At 53.8% G+C, this 19,238-nt stretch carries 15 protein-coding genes and 1 pseudogene; 14 read left to right on the forward strand and 2 right to left on the reverse strand.

Features of this window, described 5'->3' with window-relative positions:
• The first annotated feature begins 190 nt into the window (after nucleotides 1–190).
• On the forward strand, nucleotides 191–1,978 hold the full coding sequence (locus tag ACRX4W_RS01535; protein WP_432299050.1) for an AAA family ATPase: 1,788 nt from the start codon (nucleotides 191–193) through the stop codon (nucleotides 1,976–1,978).
• Between the two features lie 20 nt (nucleotides 1,979–1,998).
• Here the strand turns inward: ACRX4W_RS01535 and ACRX4W_RS01540 are convergent, their stop codons facing one another.
• On the reverse strand, nucleotides 1,999–3,018 hold the full coding sequence (locus tag ACRX4W_RS01540; RefSeq protein WP_117772961.1) for a glycosyltransferase: 1,020 nt from the start codon (nucleotides 3,016–3,018) through the stop codon (nucleotides 1,999–2,001).
• Nucleotides 3,019–3,274: 256 nt separating this feature from the next.
• Here ACRX4W_RS01540 and ACRX4W_RS01545 point away from each other — a divergent pair, with 256 nt between their 5' ends.
• From ACRX4W_RS01545 to ACRX4W_RS01575, 7 genes and pseudogenes are all read left to right on the forward strand, one after another.
• Complete coding sequence (locus ACRX4W_RS01545; protein WP_117772959.1) at nucleotides 3,275–4,378, forward strand: glycosyltransferase; 1,104 nt, start codon at nucleotides 3,275–3,277, stop codon at nucleotides 4,376–4,378.
• Nucleotides 4,379–4,384: 6 nt separating this feature from the next.
• Nucleotides 4,385–5,425 (forward strand): glycosyltransferase family 2 protein, encoded by a 1,041-nt coding sequence (locus tag ACRX4W_RS01550; protein WP_117772957.1) that lies wholly within the window; start codon nucleotides 4,385–4,387, stop codon nucleotides 5,423–5,425.
• Nucleotides 5,426–5,499: 74 nt separating this feature from the next.
• Complete coding sequence (locus ACRX4W_RS01555) at nucleotides 5,500–6,618, forward strand: glycosyltransferase family 2 protein (protein ID WP_164473294.1); 1,119 nt, start codon at nucleotides 5,500–5,502, stop codon at nucleotides 6,616–6,618.
• A 12-nt stretch (nucleotides 6,619–6,630) separates the two neighbouring features.
• On the forward strand, nucleotides 6,631–7,698 hold the full coding sequence (locus ACRX4W_RS01560) for a glycosyltransferase family 2 protein (protein WP_117772953.1): 1,068 nt from the start codon (nucleotides 6,631–6,633) through the stop codon (nucleotides 7,696–7,698).
• Nucleotides 7,699–10,185, forward strand: a complete 2,487-nt coding sequence (locus ACRX4W_RS01565; protein ID WP_117839758.1) for a glycosyltransferase family 2 protein — start codon at nucleotides 7,699–7,701, stop codon at nucleotides 10,183–10,185. It begins immediately after the preceding gene.
• Nucleotides 10,186–10,305: 120 nt separating this feature from the next.
• Nucleotides 10,306–10,626: a DUF8462 domain-containing protein gene (locus ACRX4W_RS01570; protein WP_187361856.1), complete on the forward strand. Its 321-nt coding sequence runs from the start codon at nucleotides 10,306–10,308 to the stop codon at nucleotides 10,624–10,626.
• A gap of 179 nt (nucleotides 10,627–10,805) precedes the next feature.
• Nucleotides 10,806–11,058: pseudogene (locus tag ACRX4W_RS01575) on the forward strand (ATP-binding protein); the annotation flags it as partial.
• On the opposite strand, the gene ACRX4W_RS01580 reads toward ACRX4W_RS01575, so the two are convergent.
• The gene (locus tag ACRX4W_RS01580; RefSeq protein WP_117757953.1) at nucleotides 11,028–11,357 is read right to left on the reverse strand and encodes an ATP-binding protein; all 330 of its coding nucleotides are present in this window, start codon (nucleotides 11,355–11,357) and stop codon (nucleotides 11,028–11,030) included. The pseudogene ACRX4W_RS01575 and the gene ACRX4W_RS01580 sit on opposite strands and share 31 nt — an antisense overlap.
• A 286-nt stretch (nucleotides 11,358–11,643) precedes the next feature.
• On the opposite strand from ACRX4W_RS01580, the gene ACRX4W_RS01585 reads away from it, so the two are divergent.
• From ACRX4W_RS01585 to ACRX4W_RS01610, 6 genes are all read left to right on the forward strand, one after another.
• A complete protein-coding gene (locus tag ACRX4W_RS01585) occupies nucleotides 11,644–12,645 on the forward strand; it encodes an Abi family protein (RefSeq protein WP_117757939.1) in 1,002 nt (333 codons plus the stop codon).
• A 96-nt stretch (nucleotides 12,646–12,741) separates the two neighbouring features.
• Nucleotides 12,742–12,987, forward strand: a complete 246-nt coding sequence (locus ACRX4W_RS01590) for a hypothetical protein (RefSeq protein WP_117839759.1) — start codon at nucleotides 12,742–12,744, stop codon at nucleotides 12,985–12,987.
• Between the two features lie 209 nt (nucleotides 12,988–13,196).
• Nucleotides 13,197–14,300 carry an ATP-binding protein gene (locus ACRX4W_RS01595; RefSeq protein WP_231500720.1) on the forward strand — a complete coding sequence of 368 codons (1,104 nt, stop codon included), beginning with the start codon at nucleotides 13,197–13,199 and terminating at the stop codon, nucleotides 14,298–14,300.
• A gap of 1,291 nt (nucleotides 14,301–15,591) precedes the next feature.
• Nucleotides 15,592–16,560 (forward strand): DUF2971 domain-containing protein, encoded by a 969-nt coding sequence (locus ACRX4W_RS01600; protein ID WP_158558595.1) that lies wholly within the window; start codon nucleotides 15,592–15,594, stop codon nucleotides 16,558–16,560.
• 143 nt (nucleotides 16,561–16,703) lie between these two features.
• Nucleotides 16,704–17,345 (forward strand): hypothetical protein, encoded by a 642-nt coding sequence (locus ACRX4W_RS01605; RefSeq protein WP_022094837.1) that lies wholly within the window; start codon nucleotides 16,704–16,706, stop codon nucleotides 17,343–17,345.
• Nucleotides 17,346–17,963: 618 nt separating this feature from the next.
• On the forward strand, nucleotides 17,964–18,890 hold the full coding sequence (locus tag ACRX4W_RS01610) for a DUF4365 domain-containing protein (RefSeq protein WP_117807058.1): 927 nt from the start codon (nucleotides 17,964–17,966) through the stop codon (nucleotides 18,888–18,890).
• Nucleotides 18,891–19,238 lie beyond the last annotated feature (348 nt).

The following is a 19,238-nucleotide window of genomic DNA, read 5'->3' on the forward strand; positions in this document are numbered from 1 at the left end:
TTTGGGACGGGGTCCGGTGCGGCGGCATCGGCCCCCCTTTTTTTTGTTGTGCAACGATTTGTTATGGCCCCTCGGGGGGCTGTTGCTACCGCTGCCCGAAACGTTTGCATGTCGATATTGTTGCGCTCTACCCGCTCGCTACAATGGGCATCGTGCTGCGTTAGAAGGAGAGTTTACGGTGTCTGAACAGGTGAATTGTGGTTTTACTCATGCGTTTGGTGCACGGTTGCTCAATCATGCGGATAGCGCAGCTCTACCGGTTGATGCACACGACTTTTCCGATGCAATCAATCGGTGTTTACTCGTCGATAAGACTATGTTTATTGCCGATATATTGGACAGTGAAGCACCTGTTGCGCTTTGCTGTCGGCCCAAGGGTTTTGGCAAGAGCATGAATTTATCGATGCTCAAGTGCTATTTGGAACGACCTGATCGCCGGCTGCCGGATCGAAGCCTGTTCGCTGGTACCCAGATTTGGCAGGCGGGCGGCGGTCGCTATCGTGATGAGTACGCGAGTTATCCGGTCATCATGCTCGACTTTACAGCTGCCGCTTCGAGGCATGGCGCTGGTGCTGCGGCAGCAATTCGCGGGGCTGTCGTGCGCGAGTGCGCCCGATTACTGCCGCTGCTTACCGCGCCTGATCTGTCAAGACGTGAGGTTCGTCTTATCGAGAGGGCGGCGCGTGGGGTGGCCAGCGATAAGGAGATCGATGCGGCGCTTGGCGTGCTTATTAAACTGCTCCAGGCAGCTTTCGATGAGCAGGTTGTTCTTCTGATAGACGACTACGACGCGGTATGTCCAAAGCGTTTGGACGCTAAGGACGACGGTAGCGTGGATTCCCTAGAGTCGCTCAGCCGAATGTTGTTCGACACCATTGCCGATGCCGGCGACTCGTTGCGATTGACGTGTCTGATGTGCGAACGCCCCGGTCATGCCGAGTTTGCGTTGTCCCAACGTGGGGTTTCCTATCGGTCGGCGACAGCGTTGTCGAGTTGGTGTGATCGATGGTTCGGTTTTTCGGACGACGAAGTCCAAGTGCTGTTGGATTGCATCGGTCGCAACGGCTGTCTGGATGACGCGCGTGAGTGGCTCGAGGGCTATCTGCTTGGTGGTTTTTATTGCTCGAGCCCGGAGCGCGTGGTGGACTACGCACATCGCGGTTGCGTCGCGCCCGTTCGGGCAGATCTGTATGGTTACGCCGACCGTCTGAGCGCATGCGTCGGCGACTGGAATCTCATGCGCCTGTCCGCATTGTTCGATTTACTTGAGGCGCATGGGTTTATTGAGGTGCCAGTGCATGTGCATGCCGAGGAGGCCGATGCCGCCAAGCCCGAAGATATCTGGACAGCGCTGTATCTGTCTGGATTTCTTACGACGGACATGACGGGGCATTCGGAAAACGGCGCGTGCCTTCGTTCCCTGCGTCTGCCTAATAACGAAGTGCGTCAGGCGCTCCGTCTTGTAATTCTGGAATGGTTTGAGTGCGCCGTTGAGGACGTTGGAGTTATCGACTCGTTCCATGACGGGCTGTGTCGAGGAGACGAGGACACTGTAAAGCAAGCTTTGAGCTGTGCTATCAGCGATCTGGGCATCGATGTGGGCCAATCAGATATGCCGACAGCCTATCATCTGGCGCTTCAGGGGCTCTGCTTTGGACTGCCCGGCTATTGCAATCCCAGCTCCAAGCGAAGTGGCGTCTCGGATCGCTGGGATATCCAGGTGATTCCCACCGGTCGGGTGTTTGACGTGGCCGACACGCTCGGCATGCTCGATGAGCGACCGCTCATTACGGTCAACATGTTGTACGACCCTGGCGTCGATGCCCTGGGCCTGGAACTGTTGGCGGTTCAGGCGCTGCTCGACATAGAGCGCGACGGCATCGATGATATCCGCGTGCCGCGCCCCGCCGTCGGGCGCATGCGTTGGGGCTTTGGCTTTGACGGTCAGCGTGTGTCCGTGGTGTGTCAACGACTGTAGCGGCGGGCGAAAGCCCTTTACTACTCGGCGTCCTTCAGGGGCGGCATGGGCTTCCAGTTGGGATCCTTAACGATCTTGCGGGCGTCCTTCATGCCGCGGCGCAGCGCCGGAATGCCGGTCTTAAAGCATTTGTCGACTGCTGCCAGACGAATGAACTCCTTGCAGAAGGTCGCGGCATTGCCCAGACGGAACAGCATGGGGTGGTAGTCACCGTAGATCTGCATATAGCGAGCGAGGAAGCCTCGGTTGCGCATGATGTAGTAGCGGTTGGTGTCGCTTGTGGAGTTGAGCTGGCGCTTACCGGCGATGTCCCAGTTAGAGACGGCGCGGGCGCGCTTGAGCACCACGTCGGCGACCACGGCGGCGGGGAAGTGCTGGCTGGCTACGTAACCGTAGCAGGCATCGTCGCCGTAGATAAAGAAGCGCGCATCGGGCAGGCCAATCTTGTCGACCACGCGTCGCGAGAACATGCCGCCCTCAAAGCACAGCTGGTTCATGGAACGGTAGCCCTCGGGACCCAGATCCCACTTGGCGATGGGGTTGGGAATGCCGAGCGAAAGGATGAGCTGGTACTGCCAAAAGAAGGCGCCGCCGTCAAAGTCCAAGCGCGAACCCTGGATAACATCGTAGCGGTCGGTCCACTTGGCCAAGCGCTCGATGCCTTCGGGGATGACGAGCACGTCGTCATCCATCACCCAGAACCACTGGGCGCCTAGGTCGTAGGCGCATTTAGTGCCGGCCGAGAAGCCGCCCGCACCGCCGCCGTTTTCGAGCTGCGGGGCGTAGATGACACGGTCGGTGCCGCCCTGCGCGTCGGGCTGCTCGGTGTCGATGCCCCACAGGTTGGCCAGGCGCTCGTTGAATGCGGTGCACATGGCCTCGGTCTCGCGCGAATTCTCGTTATCGACAATCACGATGCGCCAGGGCGTTGCCGTGAGCTCGGTCATAGATTCGAACAAGTTGGCCAGGAGTTCCTGGCGCTTGTACGTAACGACGACGATGGCGAGCTTATCGATGGGAGCGGGAAGGGTTGAAGGCATGGGGCAATATATCCTTTCACGCGCGGCGCGCATGCGCTGCACGGAAGCTATCGAATACGTCCTTGGGACTGTCCTATTGTAAAGGCTCGGCGCACCTTGGCGGCAAGCTTTGAATAAAACGCAGGAACCTGCCACGGGCCCGCCGCATGACGTGCGGCTACTTTGCCCGCAAGAGGCTCCATAGATTATATAAACGCCCGCTGGCGCGCTGACCCTTTGATACCATGAAACGACAGGTATTTCCTAAGGAGCACATTTGTCTACTAACGCCTCTGGCAGCCCTGTTCTGTCGCTGCTTATTCCCATTTACAATGTTCAGCGCTACCTGCGCGAGTGTCTCGATTCCGCCCTGGCGCAGACGCTCAAGGATATTGAGATCATCTGCATTAACGACGGGTCGACCGACAACTCGCCGGCGATTATCCGCGAGTATATGGAGCGCGATGGGCGCGTCAAGATGATCGACAAGGCCAACAGCGGCTACGGCGACTCGATGAACCACGGTCTGGAGATGGCGCGTGGCAAGTACGTTGGCATCTTGGAGTCCGATGACTTTATGGCGCCCGACGCACTCGAAAAGCTTGTCTCGGCCGCCGATAGCAATAATGCCGACTTTGCGAAGGCGAACTTTGATTTCTACTGGTCTAAGCCCGAGGAGCGCCGTTCGCTGCACGAGATGTTTAAGGCAAGGGATTGTGGCAAACCGGTGCATCCCAGCAATACGACGCAGTTCTTTAAGCAAAAACCGTCGATTTGGTCGGCCGTGTACCGTCGTGATTTTCTTGAGCGCAACGGTATCAAGTTCCTGCCGACTCCGGGGGCATCCTTTCAGGACACGTCATTTGCCTTTAAGGTGATCGCGTGTGCCGAAAAGGCTATTTACCTGCATGATGCCGTGTTGTCGTATCGCCAGGACAACGAGAATTCCTCGGTCAATTCTTCGGCTAAGGTCTTTTGCGTCAATACCGAGTATGCCGAGATTGAGCGTTGGATTCGAGAGGATTATGCCCGCGACCACGCAAGTGATGACGTCGCGCGCATGCTCAAGTTCAATCAGCTCATTAAGTACGATTCGTATATGTGGAACTACGTGCGCCTGGCGCCTAAGTTCTATAAGGAGTTCCTGGTTCAGATGGCTAAGGAATTTCAGGCGGCCTTGGACGCGGGGGAGTTTTCGCTTGACGACCTCAAGCCGTGGAAGCGCGCGAATCTCGCTGCCATCCTCAAAGATCCTGAGGGTTGGGTTGACGAGCATCCGAGTTTTGCGACGGATGGTGCCTTGGGGCGTGCTAAGTATTACGCCTCGGTTGGAGGCCCAGGCGTGGTCGCCGCCTTCCTCATCGAATCGCTAAGGGGGTAGGTCGGCATGGGAGAGGCCTCGTGCCCTAAAGCTACCATTGTCGTCCCCGTTTACAACTCTGCGCGCTCCATTCAGCGATGCCTCGATTCGCTGCTGGCCCAGTCCGAGCGCTCGATTCAGGTTGTGTGTGTCAACGACGGTTCGACTGATGATTCGTTGAACGTGTTGCGTCAGATCGCGCAGGCCGACGATCGCGTACTGGTGATTGACCAGGAAAACGCTGGCGTCTCGTGTGCTCGAAATGCCGGTATCGATGCCGCCGAGGGCGAGACCGTCTTTTTTGTGGATGCCGACGATTACATCGATGCCCAGACGGTCGAGCGCGTGCTGCATGCCATGGAGTCTGCAGATGCCGAGGCCGCCGTTTTTGGCGGCGTCTGTGAACCTGCCGATGCTGCCCCCAAACGCGTCCAGCAACTCATGAGCCCCAAAGCCGGTACCTTCGGCGCCCGTGATCCCCAACTGCTGTTCCATTCGAATGCGCAGCCCTATGCCTGTCGTGCGGCTTTTTCGCGCGAGCTGCTCAATCGCGAAGGCATTCGCTTTGCTCCCGGCTTGGCCTTGGGCGAGGATGTCGTATTTCAATTTGCGGCCTATGCGCTTGCCCGCAAGACCGTTGTCATGCCGGACAAGTTCTACCACTACGTGATGGAGAGCGAATCGGCGACGCACGAGTTCAACAGTGCCGAGGCTCGCGCCAAAAAGCTTGACTCCCACATGAGGATGCTCGAGGAGGTCTTGGAGGACTGGGTGGCCTACGGTCTTTTGGACCTGTGCCCCGGCGAGCTGATCACCTGGTTCTTGGACCTTATCGTGTTTGATTTGGCACGCTTGGACGCTAATGACTACCGCCGTGTAGCCGTTCGCGTCAATATGGATCTCACGACGTTTTTGGGAAGGGAGTGGACGGATATGCCTGCTAAGGGCGCCGTTCGCCGTGTTGCCCACAAGCTCGTTGTGGCGACCTCGGGCGTTTCGATGGCAGACGCCACGCTGTTCTATCTTTCGACTCGCGGTCTCAAAGCCTGCCTGGAGCGCTTTATCTAATTCCAAGCGCTGCCGCCCGCCGCAACTCGGCTGCTAAAATAACCCTGTTACACGCTATTCAACAGGAGGTTCTCTTGCAGAACTCTGATACCCCTAAAGTTTCGCTGCTTGTCCCCATCTGCAATGTCGAACGCTACCTGCGCGAGTGCCTTGATTCCGCCGTGGCGCAGACGCTCAAAGACATCGAGATCATCTGTATCAACGACGGTTCTACCGATAGCTCGCCAGATATCATCCGCGAGTACATGGAGCGCGACCCCCGTGTAAAGATGATCGACAAGGCCAACAGCGGCTACGGCGACTCGATGAACCGCGGCCTGGAGATGGCGCGCGGCGAGTACGTGGGCATCCTTGAGTCCGACGACTTTATGTTTGAGGATTCGCTCCAAAAGTTGGTCGCCAAGGCCGATGCTGAGCATGCCGATGTGGTAAAGGGCGACTTTTACCTGTATTGGTCCACGCCCAGCGAGCGCCGTGAACTGTTTGGGATTATCGACGAGCATATGACGGGCGCCGCGTATCGCCCCGTCGACCGCCCGGGCATCTTCTACCGCAAACCTTCCATTTGGTCGGCTATCTATCGGCGCGAGTTCCTCAACGACAATCAGATTCGGTTCCTTCCCACGCCGGGTGCCTCGTATCAGGACGCAGGCTTTAACTTTAAGGTTTGGGCTTGTGCCGAACGTGCCGCGTTTATTGCGGACCCCATTTTGTGCTATCGTCAGGATAACGAGAAGAGCTCCGTTAATTCGCCCAACAAGGTGTTTTGCGTTTGCGACGAATATGCCGAGATGCAGCGCTTTTTGGAAGAGCGCCCCGAGCTCAAGGCTCAGCTCCAGGGGATTTTAATGCGCATGAAGGTCGATACGTACCGTTGGAATGATGAACGTCTGGTCGATGAACTGCGTGAGCAGTTTTGGAAGAAGGCATCTCCCGAGCTCAAGGCCGATTGGGATGCCGGTCGCTTTGACCTGTCGCTGTTCGATCCGCGTGGCGAGACCGACTTGCGCCTGATGGTCAAGTCTCCCCGCGCCTATATCGATTCGCGCTTTGACTTTAAGAAGCCGGGCAAGATCAATACGTTTAAGCATTATTTTAAGATCGGCGGCCTGCCGCTGGTCTGGCGCGTGCTGACGTATCAGCGCACCCACGGCGACAACCCGCACCCCGATGACGTTCCGGCCGCACAGTAGGAGCGAGTGACTATGGCTACCCCCAAGATTTCCGTTGTCGTTCCCATCTATAACGTGGAGGAGTGCCTGGCCTGGTGCCTGGACTCCCTGCTTGCGCAGGACATGCCCGATTGGGAAGGCGTGCTGGTCAACGATGGCTCGCCGGACGGCTCGCGCGATATTGCGGCTGCGTATTGCGAAAAGGACGCGCGCTTTACGCTGGTCGATAAGCCAAACGGGGGCCTGTCGAGTGCGCGTAATGCCGGCATCGCTGCGTCCACGGCGCCTATCGTCGCGTTTTTGGATTCCGACGACCGGTTTACGCCCGATGCATGCCGTGTAATCGTCGATGCCTTTGAGCGCGAGCGCTGTGATGTTTTGACCTTTGGCGCGAATCCGTATCCGCTGGAGGCGGGGTATCCGTGGCTTAACTATGTACTGAGCCCGCGCGATGTGTCGTTTGAAGGCTATGGCTCCGACCTGCTGTTTAAGGAAGCGTCTCGCCCCTTTGCATGGCGCACCGCTTGCAAGCGTGAGTTTTTGCTGGGCAACGGGATCGTGTTCGACGAAACCGTTAAGTATGGCGAGGACCAGGTCTTCGATTTTGCCGTGTACGGTCGCTCGCGCAAGACCGCGCTTATTTCGAACAAGCTGTATGACTACCGCGTGGCGCGCAAGGGCTCGCTCATGGACACCATGCGCTATGACGACGAGACGCGTCTGCTGGAGCATGTGAAGATTTACTCCGCTGTGCTGGCTGACTGGCAGCGCGACGGTCTCGATGTCCAGTATGCCGATGACCTGGCGTACTTCCTATGCGATCTGGTGCTGTACGATGCGCTCAGGTTGCTGGGTTCGGACTGCGGCAAGGTGTTTGCTGCCGTTGCCACGGCGCTTGCCGGTTCTGCCGTGGGCAGCGATGCTGCGCTCGCACAATGCGCTCCTTCTGTTGCTGCTATGGTGCGTGCGGCGCTTACCAGCAAGGCCCCCAATGCCCGTGCATGTAAAAAGCTCATGTTCGATTACGACGTCTTGAGGTTTGGGCGCCTGGGTGCCTGCAAACGCATGGCAGCGAACGCCCTGGGAAAGCGAGAAGTGTAGATGAGTATCAAGCGTTTGGCGCTTTGCCGCAGTCAGGGCCGTCTGTTTGTGCTGCTTCGTTTTGCCGGTCAGGATGTCACCGCGCTTATTGAGCGGGAGGGTTCTCAAGCGTTTGCCCATGCGACGACGAGCGGCTCTTGTGTGCCGTCGCTGGTACTCCCGGTCGATCATGGCCGTGTGCTGGCGCTTTGCCCTTCCGTTTCCGATTACGAACGCGAGCTCGCCGTCTTGGTACTTCCGTTTTTGGATGGCTCGTCGATGGATGCCGTTTTTGCATTCGGTGGCCAAAGGTTGGGCTCTATTCGCCTCGATAGCCGCGTGGCCAAGCTGGAATCCAAGATTAACTACAAAGCAAAGCCTGCGCTGTGTGCGCTTATCCGCGATGCGCAGCGTGGCGAATGCTGCGGTCGCTACGAGATCGATGCCATTCGTTATTTGCCGGCAGACGCCGGCGCGGTGTGGCGCTATGAGGTTACGTGGGTGGGAGACTCCAAGTGCACCCCTGAGCTCCAGATTTTCGATGCGCATATGAATGCCATCGATGTCACCGTGCATGTGTTTGAATCGCAGATCGATGTGCCGCAGCGCAACGGTTGCCGCGTCAATAAAACGTATTTGAGCGTTGAGATGCCCCAGGATATACGTGATTTTGTCGCGATTGCGGCTGATCCCACGGGCCTAATCCAGAGCGGTTTTTGCGCCATGGATGGTCGCCTGTACAACGGCATTGTCGACGACAGCTGGAACCGCATGAAGGACGCGCGTGCAGACGACGCAGCTTATCGACGTTGGTTTGAGCAACATCGCGCAAAGCCGGGCGATTTAGCGTGCCAGCGTGTCGCTTCGGTGGCTTTTGCCTATAGACCACTCGTGAGTATTGTGGTGCCGTGCTACAAGACTGATCGGGAATACCTGCGCGAGCTGCTGGACTCGGTGCTAGTCCAGAGTTATGACAACTGGGAACTGCTCCTTATGGATGCCTCGCCTGAATGGGATGCGGTGGCCGCCCTTGCGGCAGGTGCCAACGACGAGCGCATCCGTCGCATCGAGCTTCCCGGCAACGGCGGCATTGTGGTCAACACCAACGCAGGTATCGAGCAAGCGACGGGCGACTACATCGCGTTCTTGGACCATGACGACATCCTGGAACCGGACGCGTTGTTCCACTATGTTGCCGCGCTGAACAAGGCTGCCGAGGACGAGCGTCCCCAGGTCCTGTTCTGCGACGAGGACATGTTCCAGAAAACGGGGGAGTGGGGCCAGCCGGTCTTTAAGACCAAGCTCAACGTCGACCTGCTCTATAGCCATAACTGCGTGACGCATTTCCTGATGGTGCAGAAGGCGCTTATTGATCGCATTGGCATGTCGCCGGAAGACGTCGCGGGCGCCCAAGATTACGACCTGACGCTCCGCTGCCTTGCGGCGGGCGCGCGGTTTGAACATGTTGCGCACGTACTGTATCACTGGCGCGTGCATCCCGGTTCAACCGCCGACGGTTCTGCCGATAGCAAGCCGTATGCTATTGAAGCTGGGCGCCTTGCGCTTCAGCGCCACTTTAACGCGCTGGGCATTTGCGGAACGGTCGAGGAGGCCGAGACGCCGTTTGTCTATCACATGCGTTATGCGCTGCCGGAGTCTGCGCCGCTGGTGAGCATTGTGATTCCCACTAAGGATCACGTTGAGACGCTCGATGCCTGCGTGATGTCGATCGCTCAGAAGGCAACGTATACCAATTACGAGATCGTCTTGGTGGAGAACAACAGCGAAGCCCCGGAGACGTTTGCGTATTACGAAACCCTGCCAGAGCGCGTGGCTGCAGCATCCGAAGGCAAGGGCATCGCGCGTGTTGTGTGCTGGCCGGGCGAGTTCAATTACTCTCAGATCATCAATTTTGGTGTGAAGCACGCCAAGGGCGACTACCTGCTGCTGCTCAACAACGATACCGAGGTCATAAGCCCGGACTTTATCGAAGAGATGATGGGCTATCTGCAGCGTCCCGATGCGGGCGTGGTGGGCGCCAAACTCTACTTTGCCGATCATCTGGTGCAGCATGCCGGCATTTTGGTTGGCGTGCGTGGGGCACTTGCCCATGCCAACCAGGACTTCTCGGCAAAGCGCGAGGGCTATCTTGCCCGCGCTGTGCGCCCGGGCAACTTTAGCGCCGTAACGGGTGCCTGCCAGATGGTGCGACGCGACGTATTTGAGCGCGTCGGCGGCTACAACGAGGAATTCGCCGTTGGCTTTAACGACGCAGACTTTTGCCTGCGCGTATGGGAGGCGGGCTACCACACCATCTATACGCCTTATGCCGAGCTGTATCACTACGAGTTCACCTCGCGCGGCAGGGAAAAGGCCAACGAGGAAAAGCTGCGCCGCTGGAAGCGCGAGCAAGCGCTGTTTATGCAGCGCTGGCCGGAGTTTTTCTTGACGGGTGATCCGTGGTTGGGGCCTAACTTATCTGCCGAGAGTGAGTATTTCTCGCTTTAGACAATGGTTTAACTGCTGTCGAGAACCGCTAAGACCACTAAGGGCTATGCCTATCTGGTGCAAATGGTCGGTTACTCCATTTGGCAGCGCGCCAACTTGCATCGTGCCAAAAGTGCCATTGTGAGCGAACACGATGTCACCGAAGGCATTGCGCTGGCAGAGGCTCGTTTTCACGATGTTGTTCACGAGCCCGCGATTTCTGGACTGGGACTTAACGATATCAAATACCTTTTGGCGATGTGCGAGGATAAACAACAGTCCAAATCAGCCGAGATTGCTAAGCGCATGGGTAAAAAGACCAATGAGATCAGCTCCATTAGGGCAAAATTGCTACAAAGAGAGGTTATTCAGGCACCACAGAGGGGCTACGTGCAGTTTGCCGTGCCGGACCTAGATATCTATCTGCGAGAGAATGCTGCGGAGATTCTCGAGCGGTTCTAAATCGAGGCATGAATAGCCGCCGGTTAACTGCCTTTGTCGACTTGGCTCGCGTCCCCCCCCCAATCTAGTAGACTTTAAACCGTTGCTAGATTAGGGGGATTTTCAATGAAACGCTCCATGAAACTGGTTTCTGCGAGGACCTCGTGCTGGTGGGGGACGTCAGCACCGGCAAGACGCACATGGCCTCGGCGCTGTGCATGCTGGCGTGCGAGCGGAGGATGGAGGCCCGCTTCTTCACCGCGTCATCGCTCGTCATGCGGCTGCGGCGCGCCCGCGACGAGGGGCGCCTTGACCGTGAGGCCGCGCTCATCGGCTGCGCTAGGCTGCTCGTCATCGACGAGCTCGGCTTCCTGCCGCTGGATCTCGACGGCGCGCGCGCTCTTCTAGGTGTTCGCCGACGCCTACGAGCGGCAGTCGGTGGTCATCACCACGAACCTGGAGTTCAGCCGGTGGGGCGCGGTGTTCGGCGACGACCAGATGGCGGCGGCCGTGCGCATCGCCAGGGCCACGGCCATGTGGGTCTTGCCCCTGCCGGTCTTGCCGAAGAACACGAGGTCCTCGCGGGGGCCGACGAAGCCCAGCGAAAGCATGTCGTCGCGGCCCCAGCCCTCGGAGAACCGCACGTGCGACCAGTCGAACCCCTCGGCCGACTTGTGCACGGGGAGCCTCGCCTGCCTGAGCAGCCGTGCCCTCTTGGTCGCGTCCCTGTGCGCGAGCTCGGCCTCGAGCATGGCCCTGCAGCCCGCCACCTGCGTCCTCTATCTTGTCCACGTCGATCATTCCCTCCTGCCTTTGCTCGTTGCCGATACGACGCACCGACAACGTTAAGGCATGCGGTCTGGTCGGCGTGGCCGTGCTCAAAACCGAAAAACTATCGTGCTCAATTCTGAAAATCGGATGTGATCAAACCCGCAATCACGACGTTAACAAACACAAATAGGCCGGCGCCAACGACAGGCTCGCCCCGTCGAGGCGGGCTGGGATATAATTTCCTAGAAGGAGGCCAAGGGAGGTTCGATGAAGAAGGGCATGAGCATCAATTCCCTCATGAAGCACATGAGGACGAATCACGGTATGGAGGATTTGCGGGGGAGCGACAGAAAGATACTGCTGAGAAACATGGGCTATTTCCATGGCTATAAAGGCTTCCGGTTTGTCCGAAAGCCCAAAAATGCGCTCCCCCTCCCTTCGTTCGATGCACTCATGGACATATACGGGTTCGATTCCGCCATCAAGGCTGCAATCTACCCGGAGATAATGTTCATCGAAACGGCGGTTAAAAACATAGTCTTGGCCAGAATACTTGAGAACATAGAGGACCCCGGGCTGGCGACCTTCTTAAAGCGCGGCCTCCGGACATGCAGGGATGTCAACGGAAGGGTCGTGAACGGGCAGATGGGGGAAAAGCTCAAGCTCAAGAGCCAGCTTCAGAACATCGTGAGACGGAGTTACAAAAACGATCTCGTGAAGCATTATGTCGATCGCGACGATGACGCGCCCGTTTGGAGCATTTTCGAGGTGATGACCCTCGGCGATCTCACAAGCGTATGCAGAAGCCTTCCCGATGAAATCCTCGCCGATATCGCAAGCGACCTAGGTCTCTTACATGCGAACCCCGGCATCGTCATCAACATCGTCGAGACGATTCGTCCCTTAAGGAACGCGGTCGCCCATAACGGGGCGGTATTTGATTCGAGGTTCAGCCAATCGGTTAAGTATCCCAAGACCGACAGAAACCTGGCCGCGGTTGGCGAGCTTCTCGATGAGGATCTTTCTATCGGGTACAGGTTGAATTTCAATTCCATAATCGACTACATCGTTCTCCTGGCCTACCTATTGACCTTGCTAACGCATCAGAAGAAGCGTTCCAGAGATTTTCTTCGGAAATGCCTGCGGGAGCTCGAGAAGCTCGAGAGCGCTGTCGGGGTTGATACGTACATGATGATCGTCGGAAGCGGTGACCGGCAGAAATACGGATTTATTGAGGGGTTCATCGATGGCTACGGGCGCAAGCGGTGACGTTCCTTCCGTGTGCTAATATGTGCAGAGAGAAACGGCGAAACGCCGTGGGAGGGGCCGATCAGTCGACTCCTCCCTTTTAATATGAGTTGAACATTGCCAAGAGGCAAAACCGGCCCGGCCGCCCGCGGAGCTACCGCGCACGGCCGGGCCTACCTATCTTCACCCCTGTATCACTACGAGTTCACCTCGCGCGGCAGGGAAGAGGCCAACGAGGAAAAGCTGCGCCGCTGGAAGCGTGAGCAAGCACTGTTCATGCAGCGCTGGCCGGAGTTCTTCCTCAGCGGCGATCCGTGGTTGGGGCCAAACCTATCTGCCGAGAGCGAGTATTTCTCGTATTAAGGCAATGGGTTTAGGAAGTCCTGAACTTTCTTTCGCTATGAGCTTGGAAGAAAGCAATGGTGGACTATTAACTAAGTCATATTACGAAAGCTCGATACTTCCGCGATAAGTTTATACAGCCTTATATAACTCGATATTATTCGATATAGTCTGCGATAATTATTTAACCGATGATTGGCTGTTAATCGATTCCCTAGAAAGGCAAACAAGTGAGCGCCACAGCATTCCATAATCCGTTTCGTCCCACTGCCGGCGCTGAGCCTCCGCGCATAATTGGTCGTGATGATATTGCCCTTGAGTTTACCGAGAGTTTGAATGCGGGAATTGGTGCACCTGCGAGGCTCATGCGTATTGCTGGACCGAGGGGCTCCGGAAAAACTGTTTTGCTCTGCGATCTTAGGGATCGTGCGCGAGAGCTTGGATGGAAGACCGCTATTGTTTCTGCTGGCCCTAACCTATTGCTGGACTTGAAGGATCAGGTTGCTGATTCTTCCCTTGCGGCCAATGCTTCGGTCGGTGTAAACGCCGGCTTTGTTTCTGCGAAAGTCGATGTTGCACCCAAAGAGTCGAGCCTTAGAAAGTTGCTAAGTTCGGCGGCGAAGTCATCCGAGGGTCTTTTTATTGCCATCGATGAAGTTCAGGACGCTCCGATTGACGATATGCGTGCCATTGCGTCTACGGTTCAGCTTTTGATAGGGGAAAAAGTAGATATCGCACTTGCCTTTGCCGGGTTACCCGCCGGTGTTATGGATCTTATTAACGGCAAGGCGCTTACGTTCTTGCGTCGTGCCCTCCCCGAAGATCTGGCGCCTATCAACCAGGTGGAGGTAGCGCTCTCTATGGGCGATAGCTTTGTCGCGACTGGCTTGACCATAGAGGACAATCTCCTGTCGAGAGCCGCTAAGGCCACTAAGGGCTATGCCTATCTGGTGCAACTGGTCGGTTATTCCATTTGGCAGCGCGCCAACTTGCATCGTGCCAAAAGTGCCATTGTGAGCGAGCGCGACGTCACTGAAGGCATTGCGCTGGCAGAGGCTCGTTTTCACGATGTTGTTCACGAGCCCGCGATTTCTGGACTGGGGCTCAACGATATCAAATACCTTTTGGCCATGTGCGAGGATAAACAACAGTCCAAATCATCCGAGATTGCTAAGCGCATGGGTAAAAAGACCAATGAGGTCAGCTCCATTAGGGCAAAATTGCTACAAAGAGAGGTTATTCAGGCACCACAGAGGGGCTACGTGCAGTTTGCCGTGCCGGACCTAGATATCTATCTGCGAGAGAACGCCGAGGAGATTCTCGAACGGTTCTAGGTCGAGTGAGGGCGACGTCATGTTCTTTAAGACTGCTATCAGCGTCGATTGCCATATCGGGTTTTTCTGGGGCGGCAGTCCCCGTGATAATAGAGATGTGGCATTCATCGTCGCCCGCTAATCAGATTTCGTCTATCTATAACATTGCGTGTTTTAATTTGCAGGAACAAAGATATCATTCGCAAAGCGTGAGGGTTATCTTGCCCGTGCACAACTGTTTTCGTTGCTAGACACCAAAAGCAACCCTTTTAGTTGCATGAGACATAATGCAACTGTTTTCGTTGCTATATACCAAACGCAACCCTTTTAGTTGCAAGAGACAAAATGCAACGGTTTTCGTTGCCTGATGCCAAACGCAACTCTTATTATGTAGTTGTTAGCTTTCTCACATACATTCATTTACAACAGGCATCTACGAATTCAGCCGTCTCATATATTCCTTATAAGGCATGAGAAAATGAACCCGATACATGGTATTCAGCGCTAAAAGAGACGAAATGGACATACCGTCTCTATGCTGCCGATACGGCATCGCGAACAACCCCTTCGCGCGGTTGCCCTTGCCCTTGAGCGACTCAGGGAAGTAGATCTCGTCGAGCTCGCCGCCGCAGCCCCGCCCGGCCCTGAATGGGGGCAGTGGGCCGAGAGGCACTCGATCAGCCTATGGCGCATGGCGTAGGCGGTCTTGAGGCAGACGCGGCTGCGCTCGACCTCGTAGGCGGAGCCGGCCGTGTCGTCGAACGCCGCCGCGCGGATCACGTCCCTGACGGACTCAATCGCGCGGCGGCGCTCGGTCCCGCTCAGCTTCGCCATGTCCCGTTTGAAGGCGATTACCAGGTCCTCGGCGTTCATGCTGCCCCGCGGTCTACGAGGCTAACGATATGGCGCCGTGGGGACAGATGTGTGTCAATCCTGGTCTAACAGAGCTTTTTTAATTGACGCGCCCATATAAATCTTTTCTGCATACTCGACTGCTTCTGCAGCCTCTGCGGCGCTCCGTAATTGGTAAAGCGACCTGACAGAGAGTGGAATTCGATGTCATAGCTGGCGTCTTCATCGGAGGACAAGACTGCTTGATGACTATATGTTTTCATCTCTAGCCATCTCAGGCTATTATAAATATATCCGTTGGCAGCTTTTACGATTTCCGGTACGTTCCAATCGGAATCATTTTTTGGTAGTTGATAGACATGACTTCTGCTTCGTATGTGCATTCAGTATTATTGCACTGGATAAAATCAACTGCATCTAATTTAGCTAGATCGGGAAGCGATATTGCATGGCGCTAAGCTTGACACAGAAAGAAACATATCGGGAGACGCTGGCTAATCTCGTTGCCAAGCAAAACGATGGCGCCTCCATTGTTTCCGCAAAGAAGGAGCTGGAAGCGCTATCGACTTCTCTCGTCCCGCGAATGCTTTACCGCTATCGACCTCCAAGTGAATACGCTTTTGCCGATCTAGAAAACGCGACTGTTACATTTTCTCATCCAAAGGTTTTCAGCGATCAGTGCGACTCGGTACCGATCTATAACTGGAATGGTATAGATGAAATCGAAAGTAATCTCAATGATGATGAACAAGCGTTAAAGATAATAAATCAAATTGATTTTAGACGACTTGCGTTTGTTTTAGGGGTTCTGGGGGCTCCTTTTAATCCAGCAAGAATAGATGAGTTCGAGATACTATCCGATGAGGGAAAAGTTAGTCTTTTTCGCTCGGCTGTTAAAAACTTGCGCTTATTTGTTGGAGGATTTGTTGCCCCAGTTCATCAGAATAGCTGCCGAAATTGTTGTCGCATTTTGTGCCTAACGGACAATCCTAGCGATTCGAATATGTGGAATGTATATTCCGAAAGCCAAGCGGGTTTCGTTCTTGCTTACGACAGAGAAGCTATTCGCAATTGCAACATAGCTAACGGAATGCGCACTGAATTATTACCAATTTTATATGATGACGAACCATTTAATTGCGACCCTCAAATTGCTTGGACTGCTGCTAGGATGCTTGGTCTTAATGTGAGCAGTGATGACATGCTTAGTGATCTACGGGCAATTTACAGAAAGGGCAGTGTGTTTGAGCGGGAGAACGAATATCGTGCCCGTCTTGTACCAGAGCCAGATGAGCTTGAGATGAATTATGTACAACGCCCATGCAAGCCGTTGCGAGTTATTCTTGGGAGCAGGATGACTCAAGAGGATAAAGAGCTTTGCATTTGCGCGGCGAATAAACTGGATATTCCTGTAGATGAACAGTGCTAGTTATCCTTTAATAGTGCCGTATAGTCAATTATTTGTCAGCTGAATCGGGCGTCAGTAGACTTCTGAGCTGGCGATTGCTATATCTACGGGGGCATTTCGAAAGATAATTTGGTGTAATTTACGTTAACGGGAGTTGCTTGTCTATGAGTTTATCTTTATCAAATTGGGATTACTACTTGGTTCTTGAAAGAGAGCTTGTTAATTCCTTTAATTATGTTGAGCTGAGCAACGATAATTTCTCAACTTATTCAGTTGAATTTGCAAAGATGCTTTTATCGATTTGTTCTGAATTTGATTCGGTTTTTAAAGATTATGTCGAACTTCGATCCGGAAATAGACCATCTAATATCAAGGAAGCATTCGAGTGCCTGTCTGCTTTGAATGATATTGCCTTTGTAAATGAGGTAGTTGACATTGCGATTAACCAGAGTATTTCACTCAAACCTTTTAATGCGTGGATAAATGGAATGTATGCAAAATTAACTTGGTGGGATAGCTATAACGCTGTGAAACATGATCGTGGTACGTATTTTAGAAAAGCTAATTTGGAGAACTGTTTGAATTCACTGGCAGCTTTATTATGTATCGAAATTGTCAGTTTGAAATGTTTTGGAGTTAAGCGTTTGACTCCAGTTAATCGATTGTTTCGTATACCTAACAAACAACTTTGCCGATCATTGCCGGGCCAAAATGGACAATGGGATTTGGTTATCGATTCTAAGGAGCTGAATGAAACATCAAATATGAGACCTGCAAATTTGATGATAGTGAAGAGCGTGAGCTAGCGATACTTTGGATCGCACAAAAAATAGATGGCGTAAGCGTGGGGGGGGGGTGATGACGTCTGCCTGACGCAAAACGGCTTTCGCACTAGAATCTGAAATAACCACAAGGAAGGTTCTTGAGAAGGATGAGGACCGCAATGTAGATCTTAGCGGACGCCGCGCCCGACATGTTCGCTGAGCCCCACCTCAGCGACGGGACGATCGACAGCTGGTGCTTATCCGCAGGCTCTCCGATCAGGTGCTTAATTCGATCATAGAAGCCGAGGCCGGTCAGCTTCACTGCAGTGGCGTGAACAGCCGGAACATCTATTGCGAATGTATTCTTAAGACCTGCAGCGTCGACATTGTCGTTGCTCTCTACTATGAAGTGACTCAAGTGGTCACCGGGAATTGAGCCCGTGAGCACGAAATACTGAGCAGTTTAATCAAGAGGGCCGCTTCCCGGGGACTGGGGGCGCAGCTCTCGGCCAATGGTTTCACCGGGTGGTTACTCTGACGTGCTCGAGCAGGAAGGATGGAGGAGATGGTCCATGCCCCTGGACACAGTGAGTGCTATTGTTTTATTGGTTATTGTGTCCTTAACCGCTTATTCGATATCAACTGACATGCAGTCTAATTATGTTGGTTGTTATCTTTATTTTGTCGTTATTAGGTGCTCTTGCGCTAAGGCTGATGGAGCTGATTTTTATGGCATATCCTCCGAAACGTCCAAATAGCCACATAATTGATACAGAGGCATGCTCTTTCGTCACCTCCCTTATGCCTTCTGAAAACTGGGTTGTTCGAGACTTAACAGAACGTGATTTTGGAATCGATAAAATTTTTGAGCGCTTTGAAAACGGATTCGCTACTGGTGAATTAATGGCAATTCAGGTGAAGGGAACAAACAAGCCACTCGAAGATAAACCTGAAATTCCATTTTCCATTGATACGAAGACGCTTTTATACGCTGAAATGTTTGCAATACCTTTTCTTTTAATTAGATGTTCTTTAGCGGATGATGGAGCGTGCTATTTTGTCTGGTTGCAAGAGTATATTCGTGTTCGATTGAATTTCGATAATTCGTCTTGGCGAAAGCAAAGGTCAAATACTATTTTAATTCCAACTTCTAATAGATTGGGCGATACCTCTGCTGAAAGTCGGTTAATCCATATCTCTCGGTTTCCAAAAATGAAAGAGTCATGGATCAAATATTATATAAATACATGTGATTTAGCGTATCGACTTCCGAATTATATTGAGGATGATACCGTCACATTAGATTTCGCAATACAATACGTTTTGCCTGTTCTTGATAGCCTTGAGAAGGCTAATAACATGCTTGGTTTAATTTCCAACCACTTTGTCGCTACTAAATTGAGCCAAGCTATTGAGCTTGGAAAACGTATATGCGACAAAGAGTTTGAAAGCGAATTAACTGATTCGTTTTTTAAATTCGTTTGCCTGTGTTCTGATGTACGCAAATCTATAGATGTGCTATCACTTAGATTCGATGTCGATCATATGAGGTTTTTATATGAGTCCGAAGGCATGGCGGAGTATTAGTGCTCTGTTTTTTCTGCGGGTTGAATGTAATGCGGGATTTCTTGTCGGATACTTTAATCTACTGCTTATCTTCAAGAAAGACCTGAAAGGTATTTTGTTTGACTACGTTTGTGCCTAAGTTGCTTTGAAAGCATGGTTTTTAGAGAATAATCCCCGGGCCTTGCTCCGTGTGGCGGCACGTAAAAGTTGTACTGTGCTTGGGCAGGTAAAAGTCCAAGACGATTAGATATCCGAGAGGATATCGAGCCCGCGTCGGGGAGATAAGGTGAGTCCGCGCCGGGGACTTTAATTCCGGCGGCAATTAGGTTTCCGAAAGGATGCCGTGGCTGGCAGCCAGCAGAAAACCGC

Source organism: Collinsella aerofaciens, from assembly GCF_964283865.1.
Taxonomy (GTDB): domain Bacteria; phylum Actinomycetota; class Coriobacteriia; order Coriobacteriales; family Coriobacteriaceae; genus Collinsella.

Bases quoted from the DNA above. Each gene is read 5' to 3' on its own strand.
- ACRX4W_RS01565 (WP_117839758.1), top strand. From the start codon at position 7,699: ATGAGTATCAAGCGTTTGGCGCTTTGCCGCAGTCAGGGCCGTCTGTTT.
- ACRX4W_RS01540 (WP_117772961.1), bottom strand. From the start codon at position 3,018: ATGCCTTCAACCCTTCCCGCTCCCATCGATAAGCTCGCCATCGTCGTC.
- ACRX4W_RS01580 (WP_117757953.1), bottom strand. From the start codon at position 11,357: ATGCTCGAGGCCGAGCTCGCGCACAGGGACGCGACCAAGAGGGCACGG.
- ACRX4W_RS01610 (WP_117807058.1), top strand. From the start codon at position 17,964: ATGTTGGTTGTTATCTTTATTTTGTCGTTATTAGGTGCTCTTGCGCTA.
- ACRX4W_RS01585 (WP_117757939.1), top strand. From the start codon at position 11,644: ATGAAGAAGGGCATGAGCATCAATTCCCTCATGAAGCACATGAGGACG.
- ACRX4W_RS01605 (WP_022094837.1), top strand. From the start codon at position 16,704: ATGAGTTTATCTTTATCAAATTGGGATTACTACTTGGTTCTTGAAAGA.
- ACRX4W_RS01560 (WP_117772953.1), top strand. From the start codon at position 6,631: ATGGCTACCCCCAAGATTTCCGTTGTCGTTCCCATCTATAACGTGGAG.
- ACRX4W_RS01550 (WP_117772957.1), top strand. From the start codon at position 4,385: ATGGGAGAGGCCTCGTGCCCTAAAGCTACCATTGTCGTCCCCGTTTAC.